Origin of the sequence: Cohnella sp. OV330 (assembly GCF_900112065.1) — a bacterium.
Lineage (GTDB): Bacteria > Bacillota > Bacilli > Paenibacillales > Paenibacillaceae > Cohnella.
Window position 1 is genome coordinate 37,614 of sequence record NZ_FOKE01000010.1, and the last position, 14,457, is coordinate 52,070.

14 protein-coding genes are annotated in these 14,457 nt (G+C 59.5%); 9 read left to right on the plus strand and 5 right to left on the minus strand.

The genetic code is table 11. The features are described from left to right. Positions 1 to 114: 114 nt before the first annotated feature. Positions 115 to 879, plus strand: coding sequence for an SDR family oxidoreductase (locus tag BM235_RS21910; protein WP_090116385.1), 765 nt, complete (start codon positions 115 to 117; stop codon positions 877 to 879). 69 nt (positions 880 to 948) lie between these two features. Continuing rightward, positions 949 to 1,392 (plus strand): hypothetical protein, encoded by a 444-nt coding sequence (locus BM235_RS21915; RefSeq protein ID WP_090116386.1) that lies wholly within the window; start codon positions 949 to 951, stop codon positions 1,390 to 1,392. Between the two features lie 8 nt (positions 1,393 to 1,400). Here BM235_RS21915 and BM235_RS21920 read toward each other — a convergent pair whose 3' ends face one another. Continuing rightward, positions 1,401 to 1,982, minus strand: a complete 582-nt coding sequence (locus BM235_RS21920) for a GNAT family N-acetyltransferase (protein WP_090116387.1) — start codon at positions 1,980 to 1,982, stop codon at positions 1,401 to 1,403. A gap of 91 nt (positions 1,983 to 2,073) precedes the next feature. Between BM235_RS21920 and BM235_RS21925 the strand changes: the two genes are divergently transcribed. The 7 genes from BM235_RS21925 to BM235_RS21955 all read left to right on the plus strand — a co-directional run bounded on the left by BM235_RS21925 (position 2,074) and on the right by BM235_RS21955 (position 9,007). Further along, the gene (locus BM235_RS21925; protein WP_090116388.1) at positions 2,074 to 2,805 is read left to right on the plus strand and encodes a suppressor of fused domain protein; all 732 of its coding nucleotides are present in this window, start codon (positions 2,074 to 2,076) and stop codon (positions 2,803 to 2,805) included. A 422-nt stretch (positions 2,806 to 3,227) separates the two neighbouring features. After that, the gene (locus BM235_RS21930) at positions 3,228 to 3,878 is read left to right on the plus strand and encodes a GntR family transcriptional regulator (protein WP_090116389.1); all 651 of its coding nucleotides are present in this window, start codon (positions 3,228 to 3,230) and stop codon (positions 3,876 to 3,878) included. A gap of 193 nt (positions 3,879 to 4,071) precedes the next feature. Continuing rightward, the gene (locus BM235_RS21935; RefSeq protein WP_090116390.1) at positions 4,072 to 4,893 is read left to right on the plus strand and encodes a metallophosphoesterase family protein; all 822 of its coding nucleotides are present in this window, start codon (positions 4,072 to 4,074) and stop codon (positions 4,891 to 4,893) included. 98 nt (positions 4,894 to 4,991) lie between these two features. Beyond that, positions 4,992 to 5,780, plus strand: a complete 789-nt coding sequence (locus BM235_RS21940; RefSeq protein WP_090116391.1) for a tyrosine-protein phosphatase — start codon at positions 4,992 to 4,994, stop codon at positions 5,778 to 5,780. A 50-nt stretch (positions 5,781 to 5,830) separates the two neighbouring features. Next, the gene (locus tag BM235_RS21945) at positions 5,831 to 7,180 is read left to right on the plus strand and encodes an ABC transporter substrate-binding protein (protein WP_090116392.1); all 1,350 of its coding nucleotides are present in this window, start codon (positions 5,831 to 5,833) and stop codon (positions 7,178 to 7,180) included. 19 nt (positions 7,181 to 7,199) lie between these two features. Beyond that, positions 7,200 to 8,171: a carbohydrate ABC transporter permease gene (locus BM235_RS21950; protein ID WP_090116393.1), complete on the plus strand. Its 972-nt coding sequence runs from the start codon at positions 7,200 to 7,202 to the stop codon at positions 8,169 to 8,171. A gap of 17 nt (positions 8,172 to 8,188) precedes the next feature. Beyond that, the gene (locus BM235_RS21955) at positions 8,189 to 9,007 is read left to right on the plus strand and encodes a carbohydrate ABC transporter permease (RefSeq protein WP_090116394.1); all 819 of its coding nucleotides are present in this window, start codon (positions 8,189 to 8,191) and stop codon (positions 9,005 to 9,007) included. Between the two features lie 681 nt (positions 9,008 to 9,688). On the opposite strand, the gene BM235_RS21960 is transcribed toward BM235_RS21955, so the two are convergent. From BM235_RS21960 to BM235_RS21975, 4 genes are all read right to left on the minus strand, one after another. After that, a complete protein-coding gene (locus BM235_RS21960) occupies positions 9,689 to 10,999 on the minus strand; it encodes an extracellular solute-binding protein (RefSeq protein ID WP_369803541.1) in 1,311 nt (436 codons plus the stop codon). 69 nt (positions 11,000 to 11,068) lie between these two features. Continuing rightward, a complete protein-coding gene (locus tag BM235_RS21965; protein ID WP_177244267.1) occupies positions 11,069 to 11,923 on the minus strand; it encodes a carbohydrate ABC transporter permease in 855 nt (284 codons plus the stop codon). Positions 11,924 to 11,926: 3 nt separating this feature from the next. Further along, complete coding sequence (locus BM235_RS21970; RefSeq protein WP_090116395.1) at positions 11,927 to 12,895, minus strand: carbohydrate ABC transporter permease; 969 nt, start codon at positions 12,893 to 12,895, stop codon at positions 11,927 to 11,929. A 70-nt stretch (positions 12,896 to 12,965) separates the two neighbouring features. Continuing rightward, on the minus strand, positions 12,966 to 14,378 hold the full coding sequence (locus BM235_RS21975; RefSeq protein ID WP_090116396.1) for an ABC transporter substrate-binding protein: 1,413 nt from the start codon (positions 14,376 to 14,378) through the stop codon (positions 12,966 to 12,968). Positions 14,379 to 14,457: the final 79 nt, after the last annotated feature.

The window sequence follows — 14,457 nt, forward strand, 5'->3', positions numbered from 1 at the left end:
GCCTTAACTGCCATCAACCAAAGGCTTGTCCGGACATCCGAATAGAAGCGCAACATCGCAAAGCCGGCCGCGTGCTATAACTGGTCTTGTAAAAAAGAGAAGGAGCTGATCCATATGGCGAGACTGAACGGAAAGGTCGCATTGGTAACGGGGGCAAGCAGAGGGATCGGACGCGGGATCGCGCTGCGCCTTGCCGCGGATGGAGCGACCGTCGCGGTGCATTACGGGAGCAATCGGGAGCGCGCGGAAGAGGTCGTCCGCGAGATTCGGTCCGGCGGCGGGTCGGCCTTCGCGATCGGCGCCGATCTCGTCTGTGCCGGGGGCATCGAGGCTTTGTTCGAGGAGCTGGACGGACGATTGGACGGGCCGGCATCCGGCACGCAGCTTGATATCTTGGTTAATAATGCGGGCATCGGCCAGCAGATCGGCATCGAGGAAACGACGGCGGCATCGCTTGACGAGGTGCTGGAGATCAACGTCAAAGCGCCGATTCTCGTCATTCGGGAGGCGCTGAAGCGCATGAAATACGGCGGCAGCATCATTAATCTCTCTTCCGCCGTGACGCGGATCCCGCTGCCGAATCTGCTGGGCTACAGCGTGTCCAAGGGCGCGATCAATACGCTCACGCTGAACTTGGCGCAAGATCTGGGCAGCCGCGGCATCCGGGTCAACGCGATCCAGCCCGGCATCATCGACACCGACATGAACGCGGGGACGCTGCAAGATCCGGGAGGCAGGGCATTTGCCGCAGGGCTCTCCGTCTTCGGCCGTTGGGGCCAGCCCGAGGACGTCGCCGACATCGCCGCCTTCCTCGCATCTTCGGACAGCCGCTGGGTGACGGGCCAGTTGATCGATGCCAGCGGGGGATCGCGGCTTTGATTTAATTTTTTCCCATCATTTGTTATGGTTGAGGCATGCGCCTTAACCATGACAAAAGGGGGCTAGACGATGATTCAAGTTCGGCAATCAATCGCGCTGTGTCTGATGATGGTGCCTTTCTTAACCGGCTGTGAAAACCTCATTGACAGAGCGATAGAAGACTACCGGGACGCAATATCCGATACGGTCATTGTCCTGCCGCATGACTATCGTCTGTTCGGAACCCTGAACGGACTGGCTTTCGTCAGAAAGAAGCAAGACGAAGCGCCTGTCAAAATTGATGCGGATGTCATTGAACTGGGCTGGGACGACCGATATATTTTGTACAAACGCGAACGGTTAGACGGGAAAACAGAGACAGGCATACTGAATGTAAAAACAGATGAATTAACGGTTTTATCCGAAGGAGAGAGCCTAGAAGAACAATTAAAAATCATGGAAGTTCCCCATATCGTGTTGAAGACAGTTGAGCAGCTATACGAAGAAAAAGCGCAAAAAATAAAAGATTACTAGAGCCGCAATTATTCCCTCCCCAGCTTCAGCAGCATGTCCAAGATCGGCATCGCCCGGTCGTAATCGTTAGCGTACGAACCGAACGTCTCGTCGCGCACGATCTCGAATCCGAACTGACTATAGAGCCGCACGGCTTTATAGCTCCAAGTTTGGGTATGCAGGTAAATATCGCGGTCGCCCTCCAAACCGATCATTTCCCGCAAGCAAGCCGCAACCAACGCCTTCCCCAGCCCTAATCCTTGAAAGCCGCGCTTGACCGCGAACCAGTGGACGGAAGGATCGCGCCGGCCGCCCGTATGATCCCACCAGCACATGATGGTACCGACCGCTTCGCCCCGCTCGTTTTCCACGAACAACAATCGTTTTCCAAGCTCGTCGGGCAGTGGCAGATAGGTTTGCCGAAAGTAGCGAATCGCCTCTCCCGCGCTGTCGAACTCGCCTACGGACGCTTCGATCTCGGCCCAGCTCTCCTCTTTCCCGGGAATAAACCTGGCGATCGCATACCCCGCAGGCAGCGGGCATTCCGGAATCGGTCTGCCCGGCTGCCTCTTCATAATGACGTTAAAGTAGGGGACGGATCGGTCGAGCATCGTTCATGCCGCCTTCTTTTTGTCTATTATGCATACGATTCAAAAATCCGATATATTTACATGATTTATCCATTATACGTTGGAGGTTCCTATGAGCAAAGAAGAGAAGTCCGCCGGCGGCAGCATCATCTATCGGCACGAAGCCCCGGAGAGCCCGCCTACATACGCCGAAGAAGACAGCGCCTATCTTGAACGAGTCACCCGGCATGTCGAGGCCCATATCGGCCCGGTGCGCAACGTTTTCCACGAGATCGTCTCCACGCATGTTCATCTGGACATCCTTGTCGTCGATCCGACGCCGCAACGCAACTTTTACACGCTCGTCACCTGCGGCATGGGCATGCGCCCGATGAACGTGCCCGAAGGAGCCGAAGCCTGGCGCTTTGCCGAACTCATGCTTTGCCTGCCCGCCAATTGGCCTTTGTCCGAAGCCGCCTTCAGGGACGAAGACCATTACTGGCCTGTCCGCATGTTAAAGACCATCGCCCGCATTCCGCATGAATATAACACCTGGCTCTATCTGGCGCACACGATCCCGAACGGGGATCCGGCCGAGCCTTATGCCGACAATACGAAGCTTGCCGGCGCGATCTTGTCGATTCCGTCGACGGTTCAAGCCGCCAATGACTTTTTTACGTTGACTGCGGCTCCCGGGAAGGACGTTCATTTCTTCAGCCTGCTGCCGTTGTACAAGGAAGAGATGGACTTCAAGCTGAATCAAGGCCCGGAGGCGTTGTTCAAAAAGCTTGAAGCGGCCGGCTTCGACGAGCGGCTCCGCGCAGACCGCAAAAACGTGTGCAAGAAACGATTCGGCCTTTTCTGAACGTAAACGACGGAGATCTGCGCTGCGCCATAGAACGATTTTAGACCGAATCGAACGGTTATACGCGAATCCTGCAAATGTGCGTGATACGGCAGCAGTCAGAACCTTCGCGCGGGGCTATCGTGTAAGACTGCATCATGCAACACCGATTCTTGCGATTCAGGCTAAATGGGGGGATGTATCATGCAGAATTGCACGATAGACATGAAAAGAGCCGTCCTGACGGACTCCCATCATGTACTTTTGCATGGTACGAGCTGTAAACTACGATAAACCGTCCGGACGAGCTGCGCGACCGACCGTTGGCGTCTAGGTTTAAGTGAATGCGGGGATAGTAGAAAACCGTTGCATTGCCCGTCGCCGATCGACAAGATATACTAAATGGATATCACGATCGGTAACGATTCGAAGGAGATTGCCCCATGTCCGACCTGCCTCTCGCGGAAGTCGCCTACCAGGAACTCCGGCAGCGGCTGCTCGGCGGTCAATATCTGCCCGGCCAACTGCTCTCGGAGAGCGAGCTCGCGAGCGGGCTCGGCATGAGCAGGACCCCCGTCAGAGCCGCCGTCATGCAGCTGGAAAAGGAAGGATTCCTGGAAACGCTGGTCAAGCGCGGGATCCTCGTCAAAGGAATCGACGTCAAAGAACTGTACGATATGTTCGATCTGTTGAACGCGCTTTATCTGTTCGTGCTGGAACGCATGGAGCAGGATCAGTACGAGCCCGACTTCGAGCGCCTGCGCTATTACCTGGACCAGCTGATCGAAGCCAGCGAGCGCAAGATGCACCGCGAATATTACGAGTCCGGCCTGATGTTCATGAGCACGCTGCTCTCCACGATCGGCAACCGCAGCATCATGGAGACGTTCGACCGCTACAAAGACAAGGTCCTGTACGTCGTCGTCGCCTACCGGTCGACCGAAGGCTCCAACCGTCCTTACACGGGCAAGAAGCTGTATGCCGAAATTTACCGTTATTTAACCGAAGGCAACTACGTGGAGGCCAAAGCCGCCATCCAGGCGTCCAAACGCAACTCGCGCGAAGAGCTGCTTAGAAACGGCTACAAAGTATAAAAACGTATAGCGCCGCCGTTTTCCGGCGCCGCCGCATCGTTGAACCCGCCCCGAAACCTCCCGTTTCGGGGCTTTTTTGCATGTCCGCATTTTTTACACAACTCCGATCGCTCGTTTATACCCGCCTTACATACAAGATTGATAATTCTTGTATACAAGATAACTTTTCAAAAACCAAGGAGGCTGATTGAAGATGAAAAGCATGAAATTCGTCCACCTGACCGACACGCACATGAACGCGCCGAGCTCCGAGGGTCCATTCGCCAAGTTCAACCTTGCCGAGAAGGTCAAGCAGACGTTCCGCCACCTCCGCGACGCGAACGTCGCGCCGGACTTCGTGCTCATCACGGGCGACCTGTCGCATGAAGGCGACGCAGCCGACTATGCCTACATCCGCACGGTTCTGGACGAATGCGCGGCGCTGATCGGCGCGCCCGTGCACGTCGTGCTCGGCAATCACGACCATCGCTCCGCGTTCCGCCAAGGCTACCTCGGCGAAGCGCCGTCCGAAGAAGCCTACTACTACTCGCTCGACTTTAACGGACTGCGCCTGATCGGCCTGAACTCCCAAGTGGCCGGACGCCACGACGGCGAACTCGACGCCGCGCAGCTCGCTTGGCTCAAGGACGAGCTCGCCACCCCCGCGCAGCTCGGCACGATCGTCGGTATCCACCATCCGATGATGAGCGTGCGCGGCATGCCCGGCGACCACCTGCTGACGAACCGCGCGCAGCTCGGCGACGCGATCGAAGGCACCGACGTCATCGGCGTCATGGCCGGACACGTCCACTCCAACAACGTCGGCACCTACCGCGGCATCGTCAACGTCGCAGCCGCAGGCACGGCGTTCACCGGCGAGCTGGCGGATGCGGAGAACTACAAGATGGTCGACTTCTGCGGCTTCAACATCGTCGACGTGACCGAAGAAGGCATCTCGATTCAGACGACCGTGCTGCCGACTTCCGGCGAAGAGTACTTCCGCTTCCCGATCGCCATGCTCGTCGCCCAGCACTGATTCCTGTAGGCACCAGGCCGCCGGCGCAAGCGCGATCGCATCGAACGCCGGCGCCTGCTGCCGGCTCTACCGACATCGATAACGAGGAGAGACGCATCATGACGACGATTCAAATGCCGGCCTGCCTGCTGCCGCTGGAAGGCGCCTTTAACTTCCGCGACATGGGCGGACTGCGCACCGAAGACGGCCGGACGGTCAAAAAGGGACTGCTGTTCCGCGCCGCCGAGCTGACCGGCCTGACGGAAGCCGACCACGAGGCGCTGCGCGCTATCGGCCTGAGGCATGTATTCGACTACCGCAACCGCGCCGAAGCCGAAGAGAAGCCGGACCCGGTCATCGGCGAAGCGCTCTACATCCGCGTACCCGCCAACGAAGCCGCAGAGAGCGCGCCGCACGTGACGATGGAGCAGCTGTTCAAGAGCGGCATGCACAAGGCGTTCTCGGACAACATGCTGGACAGGCTGTACGCCAGCCTGCCGATCAACAACGGCTCCTACAAGCAGCTCATGTCGCTGCTCCGCACGCCGGAAACGAGCCTGCCGCTCGTCCACCACTGCGCGGGCGGACGGGATCGCACGGGCGTCGGCGCCCTGCTCATTCTGCTCACGCTGGGCGTGCCGTACGAGACGATCATGGAGGATTACCTGCTGTCGAACGTGACGCTCGAAAAGTTCCATGCGCAAATGTTCGACATGGCCGCCCAATATCTCGACGAAGCGTCGCTCGAGACGATGCGCCGCACGATGGCGCTGCAGGAGCGGTATCTCGACGCCTCGATGAACGCCATTTTGTCCGCGCACGGTACGTTCGAACAGTATTTGCTCGCCGAATTCGGCATCGACGCCCAAGATCGGGCGCGTATACAAGCTTACTGCCTGGAAGCTTAGTCGCTTAGACGAACGGGCATCCATTATTGAAAAGGGGGACTCCTGATTTTATGAAACCGTTCATGAAAGGCACCGCCCTGGTACTCGCCATCGCATCCGCAGCCAGCCTGTCCGCTTGCGGCTCCGCCGCAGAAGGCGAAGCCGACGCCGCTGCCGCTACCGCGGCGCCAAGCCAGACGGAGCTCGCCAAGCTCGATCCCGCGAATCCGACCAAGGTCACGTTCTACTCGTACAGCCTGGCCTACCCGACGATGAAGCCGGGCATGGAGCAGCTGATCAAGGAATTTAACGACACGGTCGGCAAGGAAAAGGGCGTCGTCGTCGAAGGCGTCGCGGACACGACGATGCAGCAGTACAAGGCGGATATCTCCGCGGGCAAAGAAGTCGACGTCGTGCAGCATCCGTTCGGCACGCTCGACGCCTCCCGCCTGAGCCTCGGCTTCAAAGCGTACGAGGACGTCTTCCCGAAGGCGGAGCTGGACGCGCATCTGCAGGGCATCTCGCCCAACGCGCTCGAGCTCGGCAAGATCGACGGCAAGATGTACGGCCTCGCCTTCACGTTCAGCACGCCGATCGTCTTCATCAACGGCAAGCTGTTCGAAGCGGCCGGACTCGATCCGGCGAAGCCGCCGAAGACTTGGGCCGAGATCAAGGAAGCCTCCCTCAAGATCAAAGCCGCCACGGGCAAGGACGGCTTCGGCCTCACGCCGGCCAACGGCTGGATCACCGAGGGCCTCATCCTGAGCAACGGCGGCGAGGTGCTCTCGAAGGATCGCAAATCGGCGGGCTTCGCGAGCCCAGAGAGCGTCGAGGCGATCGAGACGTGGAAGGATCTGTACCAGAACGGCGCGTCCGCGCCCGGCACGGAGACGGAGCTGGCGGAGCAGTTCATGGCCGGCAACCTCGGCATGTACGCCTCCTCGACTTCGCTCTACAGCGGCATCAAGAAGGCGTCCGAAGCCGGCGGCTGGAAGGTGTACGGCGCAGGCATGCCGCAATTCGGCGACAAGCCGGCCGTCCCGGTCAACTCGGGCAGCGTGCTCGCCGTCCGCTCGGACAGCCCGGAGAAAAGCGCGGCGATCTGGGAGTTCATCCGCTTCGTCACCGGCGACCGCGGCTATACGATCATCACCTCGCAGATCGGCTACCTTCCGCTGCGCACCGCGCACGCCGACGATCCGAACGGCCTGAAGGACTTTGTCGAGCAGAACCCGCTCTACCGGATCAACCTCGAGCAGCTGTCGCATATCCAGCCGGTCGCCATCTGGCCGGGCGAATACGCCACTGAAGCGGCCACCGCGTTCACGGACGCCATCGTCAAGTCCGTCATGACCAAGGACGGCGACGTCAAGGCGACGCTGCAGAAGGCGCAGGACGACATCAACCAGATGATCCAGTAACGAAAGGAAAGGAGCCGTCATGAGCCAAGCGATCGAAAACGCCTACGCGCCCCCCCTCGCGGGGAAGCCGCCCGTAGCCTTGGACCGGCCCCGCGCCCGGTCCAAGGCGCTTCGCATGCTGAAGCCCTGGCTGTACCTGCTGCCTGCGCTGGTCCTGCTCGGCATTTGGATGTACAGACCGCTGCTTTACACGTTTTATTTGGCTTTTCACAAATGGAGCATGGTCCCCGGCACCGAGCCGCTGTACGTCGGATTGGACAACTTCTCGCGGCTGCTTCAGAACAAGAGCTTCGCCGACTCGATCGGCAACACCGTATTCTATACGGTACTGCTGCTGCCCTTTTCCATCGTCATCCCGCTCGCGCTGGCCGCGGTCACCCATCACATGGAAGGCCGCATGAAAAACGTGTACCGCGCGCTGTTCTTCATCCCGATGATCCTGGCGCCGGTCTCGGTTAGCGCGATCTGGCGCTGGCTGTTCCATCCGTCGGGCGGGCTTGTGAACGTCGCGCTCATGAAGCTCGGATTCATCGACGCGCCGATCGCCTACTTCTCGGACCCCTCCTTCGCCAAGTGGATCATCCTGCTCATCACCGGGTGGAAGATGATCGGCTTCAGCACGATCATGTTCTCCGCCGCGCTGACCGGGATCAACAGCGAGTACTACGAAGCCGCTTCGCAGGACGGCGCGGGCAGCATGCGCCAGTTCTGGCGCATCACCGTCCCGCTCATGTCGCCGATGATTATTTTCATGCTGACGATGAGCATCCTGTTTTCCAGCCAATGGACGTTCGCGTACATCGACATCCTGACGACCGGCGGTCCGTACGGCACGTCGACCAACGTCTACTACGAGATGTACAAGTTCGCCTTCTCCAACCTCAACGCGGGCTTCAGCTCGGCGGCGTCGCTTCTGTTCTTCGTCGTCTTCGGCGTCATCTCGCTCGCGCTCAATTCGCTGTCGCGCCGATTTTCCTTTTACGATAACTAAGCCGGGAGGAGCCGACCATGAAAAGAAAACCGCCGGCGGTCTCGGTCCTGCAGCACGGGCTGCTGTCGCTCATGTGCGTGATCGCGCTGTTCCCGCTGTACTGGATGCTGAATTCGTCGTTCAAAAACGAATCGGACATCTTCAAGTCCGACTTCCTGCCGCCGAGCCCCATCCTGAGCAACTATAGCTATGCGTTCGAGCAGATGCCGATCCTCCGCATGATGTTCAACTCGTTCGGCGTCTCGATCCTGATGACCGCGCTGCAGCTGTTCACCGGCCTGCTCGCGGCGTACGCGCTCGTCCGCTGGCGTTTCCGCGGGCAGACGCTCATCTTCACGCTGCTGAGCCTGACGTGGCTCATCCCTTTCCAATCGATCATGATCCCCAACTACGTGCTCGTGAACGACATGGGCATGAACGAAACGCTCATGGGCATCGTGCTGCCGTTCGCCGTGTCCACCTTCGCCATCCTGTCGCTCTACCAGAGCTTCCAGTCGTTCCCCAAGGTGCTCATCGAGGCGGCATGCATCGACGGACAGAGCGACTTCGGCATCCTGACGCGGCTCATCCTGCCGAACATCAAGTCCTCGGTCGCCTCGCTCGGCATCATCCTCTTCATCAACGGGTGGAACGAATACCTGTGGCCGATGCTCATCACCAAGAAGATGGAAAACGCGCCGCTGCAGATCGGACTCAAGCTGTTCGTCAACTCCGACTCCAACATGTGGGGCTCGCTGATGGCGGCCACGACGGTGTCTTGCCTGCCCATCCTGATCATCTACCTGCTGCTGCGCCGCCAGATCGTGGACTCGTTCGTGCGGTTCGGGATTAAGTAATTGGCGTGTGTGAAAAAGGAATCGCCCTCCGGCGGCCGTGAGCCGGGAGGGCGATTTTGTCGTTGGCGCTCCGCTCCCCCTCCCCCACCGTCGCTCTCGCTGCATCGGTTGCTTCGCCACCTCCGCAAGTCTGGTGCAGCGCAAAGTGGAGCAGCGAGGTGCTGCTGCGAATCGCTGCTGCAAAATAACTGCATTTCTGCAGGTAATTTTGCGGAGTAAAGAAAGTCGGTCGCGATAACTGCAAATGTACAGGTATTTTCCTTACTGGCGATGCCAAGAGGCGGATTTGAGCGAAATAGATGCATATTTGCAGGTATCGTCCGCAAAATGGCCGGATCGGCAGAAAATAGATGCATGAATGCAGCTATTTATTGAAGATAATGGTAGAACGGGCGAGACGACGATACTAGTTGCATTGAATAGTTAGTGAGGCATGGCGACGGACGATGGTGAGACATGGCGACGGTAGTATGGTGTTGCGGCGAGGGTGAGACAAGGCGGCGGTAGTGCGGTGTTGCGACGAGGGTGAGGCATGGCGACGGTAGTATGGTGTTGCGACGATGGTGAGGCATGGTGACGGTAGCGCTGTGCTTCGACGATGGCGAGGCATGGCGACGAATAGGCGGGGCGGGACAAGGGCCGGCGCGGAGACCGACACGCCTCACCCTGGCCCTCACTCCTTCACTGCCCCGCCTTAATCACCTTGTCGTGCGCGGCCGCGAACGCTTCCGGCGTCACGGCTTTGCCGAACAGCGCCTGGATCTGGTTCAGGTGCGTCTCGGCGGCGCCCGGCTTCAGCTGCACGTCCGCGAACAGCGTGATGCTCGTCGCTTTGTTCATCTCGTTGAGCAGGTCGACGTACAGCTGCGGCAGCTTGACGGCCGCCGTATCGACCTTCGTCGCCGGGATGACGCCCGCATCCGTGACGGACCGCTCGCCCCAGCGCTTGACGAAGTACTCGACGAACGACTTCGCCTCCGCCTTCACCGCCGAGTTCTCGGCGACGAACAAGCCGACGCCGGGGCCGCCGACCCAGCCGTCGATATCTCCTTTGCCCCCTTCGACGGTCGGGAACTTGAAGAAGCCGACGTTGTCGCGGAAGCGCTGGGGGATGTCCTGGTTCGTCGTGAAGTTCGGCAGCTCCCACGCGCCGACCATGTACATGGCGGCTTTGCCGCTCAGGAACATCGCCTTGGCCTCGTCGTTGGACAAGCCGTTGAAGTCCGGACTGAACGCGCCCGCGCCCACCAGATCCTGCAAGCTCCGGGCCGCGCGGACGAGCCTCGGATCGGCGAAGGAGCGCTCGCCGCCGATAGCCTCGGCCAACGCCTCGGCACCCGCGATGCGGTCGGCCATGTACATGTACCACATCGACCCGGTCCAGCGGTCCTGGTTGCCCAGCGCGATCGGCGCGACGCCGCCCGCGGCGAGCGTCCCGATGATGCTGCGGAGCTCGTCATATGTCTTGGGGACCTCCAAATGGAATTCCCGGAACAGCTCCTTATTATAGTAGATCGGCGCAATATTGAATTCGAGCGGCAGCGCGTACGTCTTGCCGTCCACGGCGTAGGCTTCCGTGGTGCCCGCCACGAACGAATCCTTCAACTCGCCCTGCAGCAGATCGTCGAGCGGCGTGAACAGCCCGCCCTCCACGAACGGCTGCAGCGCGCCCGCCGCCCACGTCAAGCCGACGTCCGGCAGATCGTTGACGGCGGAGAGCACCCGCAGCTTCGCCTTGTACTGCTCGTTGTCGAGCACTTCCTGCTTGACGACGACGTTCGGATGCTCCGCCTCGTACTCCTCGATGATCTTGTTCACGATCCGATGCTGGCCGAGCGCGCCGGATTCCGGCCACAGATGCATCATCTTGATCGTCACCTGGTCGCCGGAGCCAGGGTCCGCGGCGAGCCGATCGCCCGTTCCCTGCCCGCATCCGGCTGTCGCGAGGGCCAAGCCGGCCGCCGCCAGCGCCGATACCGCCCGAATTTTTATGCGCACGTTCGATGCCTCCACCACGCAGCATGACGATCCGCCCGGCGCGTGCCGGACGGATCGGGGTTCTTACTCTTTGACGCCGCCAAGCGCGACGCCTGCGATGATATATCTGGACAGCAGGAAGTATATCACGAAGAGCGGCAGAGCCGTAAGGGCGAGCCCCATATAGATCGAACCGAACTCCGTCTTGTAAATATCCCCTTTAAGCAGGCTGACCATAATCGGCAGCGTGTATTTGTCCTTTTGCGTGAGCAGGATGAGCGGCATGAACAGGTTGTTCCAGCTCGCGACGAAGGCGAAGATCGCCTGGGTGGCGATGGCCGGCACCATGATCGGCAGCACGATCCGGTTGAACGTGTAGAGCTCTCCGGCTCCATCGATGCGCGCCGCTTCCACCATCTCGATCGACAGCATGGAGAGCAGGTACTGCCGCATGAAGAATACGATGGCCGGCGCCGCGATCGCCGGCAGGATGAGCGGCAGCAGGCTGTTCGTCCAGTGCAGCTGGTACATGAACTTGTAGAAGCCGATGGCGCTGGCCTGCGCGGGGATCATCATGACGAGCAGGATAAACGTAAAAAACGCCTGGCGAAGCTTCCAGTTGTACGCAACCAGCGCGTACGCGGTCAACGATGAGAAGTAGACCGCGCAAATGGTCGAGAAGCCGGAGATGATGAGCGAATTAAAAAATCCCTTCAGCGGATCGAAACTTTTGCTCAGCAGCACGTCCAGATTCGTCTTCATATGCGAGGATGGCAGCAGAGACAACCCGCTCTGGATCTCGGCCGTCGAGCGCGTGGCATTGACGAACATGATCCAGAACGGCAGGATGCTGAGCAGCGCCAGGGCGATGCAGACGACGTAGACGATCGTGCGGTTGACGTGAAGGGCGGCTCTGGACTCCGTCCGGATGTTTTCCATGGATCACAGCCCCCTTGCCGCCGCTTGCGCAGCCTTTTTGATTCTTTTTTGCGCTTTTTTGAGCCGCGACGCATCGCGGTCGCGCATGAGGTAGAACAAGAGACCCGACAGGATCGCCGCGATCGCGAACATGATCATGCTCGCCGCAGCCGCTTTGTTGAACATGTAGCTGCCCTTGAACGCCTGCCCGTAGATGAACACGGACGTCGTGAGCGTCGCGTCGTCGGGGCCGCCGAACAGGAACAGCTGCGGGATATCGAACAGCTGCAGTCCCCCGATCATCGACGTGATCAGCGTATAGAGCATGATCGTCTTGAGGCTCGGCAGCGTGATGCGCATGAAAGTCTGCCAGCCGTTCGCGCCGTCGATGGCGGCTGCTTCGAACAGCGCGGGATTGATACCCATGACGCCGGCGATTAGGATAATCATCGTATTGCCGTACCACATCCAGAATTGGATAAAGGCGACGATGCCCCGCGCGGTCGTCTTGTCCTGCAGGAAATTGACCGGCGCGTCGATCCAGCCCAAGCTCTCGAACAGACTGTTCACGGGACCCATCGGATAGGAAAACAAAGAGTTAAAAAGCACGGCGATCGTGCTCGCCGTGATAATATTCGGCATATAGAGCAGCACTTTGAACGCGCCTTGGCCCCGCACCTTGAGGCGCTGATTGGTGAACCAGGCGGTGAGCAGCAGCGCGAGTCCGACCTGGGGGATGAAATTGAGGATCCAGATCAACGCGGTATTCGTAAGCGAGATGCGAAACGACGTGTTGTGCAGGATAAGATCCGTAAAGTTGCCGAAGGGATTGTCCAGGATATGAACCGGCTTCGGAATGACGCCCTTCATATCGGTAAAGCCGATGACCGCCGTGTACAAGACCGGATAGAACGAGAAAACAAGAAACGCGAGTATGAAAGGCAAGCTGAACATGTAGCCGAATCTCGAATAGCTGACGCTCTTGCGGCGCATGGCTACCACCTCGTTTATTCATATAAAGGGGCGGGATATCGGACCCGCCCCTTCGGCGCATAGAGCCGTATTATTCGCTTTCGATGCCGAGCTGGTCCTTGACCTTCTGCTTGAAGTCCGCGATCGTCTTGTCCCGGCTCTTCGTGCCGTTCGCGTATTCGCGCACCTGGTCGCGCCAGATAAGGTTGATGGACTCGTCGTACTGGGTCAGGTTTTTGCCGGTCGCGTTGGCGTTGGCCGGCACGAACACGTCGAACATGTTCTGCCCGCCGAGCAATGCGACTTCGCCGTTAGACTTCGACATGACGACGCTCGACGCGACGCTGTCCTTCGTGCCTTGCTCGCCCGTCTTCATCGTGCCGTTCGCCCAATAGGATTGGAGGCCGGTATCGGACGTATCCAGCGTCACCCACTTCACGAAGTCGGCGACCGCGGCTTTTTTGGCATCGTTCTTGACGACGTCTTTATTCGCGAGCAGCCACGTGCCGCCCCAGAAGAAGCCGGTCGGCGGTTCGGTCACGGCCCAGTCGCCGTTCGTGTCCTTGACCTGGCCGTTCATGACGTAGTTGATGAGCCACGCGGGACCGAAGAAGCCGAAGATCGGCTGTTTGCCGGTGCCGGACATGTCCGCGTACCAAGCTTCCGTCCAATCCTTCGTGTCGTTCGAATAACCGTTATCCTTGAGCTGCTTGGAGAAATCCAGGAACTGCTCGCGCTTCGGATCGATATGAAGCTTGCCGTCTACGATCCAGCCTTTGTCGGAGCTGTTCTCGATCGGGTGCCAGATGTCGCCGTCGCCGGAAACGATGCCGTAGCCTTTGGCCTTCAGCTTGGCGGCCGCGTCGAAGAACTTGTCCCAGCCCGGACCGACTGCGGTCTTGATCGTCGCGGGATCGTCCGTGCCGAACACGTCCTTGGCGATCGAACGGCGATAGATGAAAGCGCCGCCGGTCGCTTGATAGGCGAGGCCCTTCAGCGCGCCGTCCTTGCTGCCGATGTCGACCGAATATTGGGCGATGCCGGCGTCCTTCACCAAGTCGTCGCCCAGCCCCAGGTCCGCGTAGTTCGCGGCGTAGTCCGATGCGTCGCCTTGCGTATACTTGAGGACGAAGGCCGACTCGGCCGCGTAAAGGTCCGGGGCGTCCTTTCCGCCGCCGGCTAGCGCCTGGTCGAGCGCGGGCTGATAAGCGCCGTCCGTCGTCGCGATGACGGTCGTCTTGAACTCGACGTTCGCGTCGGGGTGGGTTTCCATGTACTTTTTCGTCATGTTCGGAATCTCGTCGGTGAAGCTCCAGAGGTTGATCGTCACCTTTTCCTTCGGCGTGGTGCTGTCCGAAGGCGCGGCGCTGCTCGAAGCGCTAGCGCCTGCGCTCGGACTGGCCGATTGGCTGGCGCCTGCATTGTTGGAGGCGTCCGAGCCGCATGCGGCCAGGACGGAAGACAAGAGGACAATGGCGGTGCTTGCGGATAATGCGCGTTTCATTTTTTAGCCTCCCTTTTTACGACACAGTCACTTTGTAATCGCATACACAGTATAAAACCGGAAATGTAAGCGCAACAGT

Bases quoted from the DNA above. Each gene is read 5' to 3' on its own strand.
- BM235_RS21915 (WP_090116386.1), top strand. From the start codon at position 949: ATGATTCAAGTTCGGCAATCAATCGCGCTGTGTCTGATGATGGTGCCT.
- BM235_RS21975 (WP_090116396.1), bottom strand. From the start codon at position 14,378: ATGAAACGCGCATTATCCGCAAGCACCGCCATTGTCCTCTTGTCTTCC.
- BM235_RS21965 (WP_177244267.1), bottom strand. From the start codon at position 11,923: ATGGAAAACATCCGGACGGAGTCCAGAGCCGCCCTTCACGTCAACCGC.
- BM235_RS21925 (WP_090116388.1), top strand. From the start codon at position 2,074: ATGAGCAAAGAAGAGAAGTCCGCCGGCGGCAGCATCATCTATCGGCAC.
- BM235_RS21950 (WP_090116393.1), top strand. From the start codon at position 7,200: ATGAGCCAAGCGATCGAAAACGCCTACGCGCCCCCCCTCGCGGGGAAG.
- BM235_RS21910 (WP_090116385.1), top strand. From the start codon at position 115: ATGGCGAGACTGAACGGAAAGGTCGCATTGGTAACGGGGGCAAGCAGA.
- BM235_RS21920 (WP_090116387.1), bottom strand. From the start codon at position 1,982: ATGCTCGACCGATCCGTCCCCTACTTTAACGTCATTATGAAGAGGCAG.
- BM235_RS21930 (WP_090116389.1), top strand. From the start codon at position 3,228: ATGTCCGACCTGCCTCTCGCGGAAGTCGCCTACCAGGAACTCCGGCAG.
- BM235_RS21935 (WP_090116390.1), top strand. From the start codon at position 4,072: ATGAAAAGCATGAAATTCGTCCACCTGACCGACACGCACATGAACGCG.
- BM235_RS21955 (WP_090116394.1), top strand. From the start codon at position 8,189: ATGAAAAGAAAACCGCCGGCGGTCTCGGTCCTGCAGCACGGGCTGCTG.
- BM235_RS21945 (WP_090116392.1), top strand. From the start codon at position 5,831: ATGAAACCGTTCATGAAAGGCACCGCCCTGGTACTCGCCATCGCATCC.
- BM235_RS21940 (WP_090116391.1), top strand. From the start codon at position 4,992: ATGACGACGATTCAAATGCCGGCCTGCCTGCTGCCGCTGGAAGGCGCC.
- BM235_RS21970 (WP_090116395.1), bottom strand. From the start codon at position 12,895: ATGCGCCGCAAGAGCGTCAGCTATTCGAGATTCGGCTACATGTTCAGC.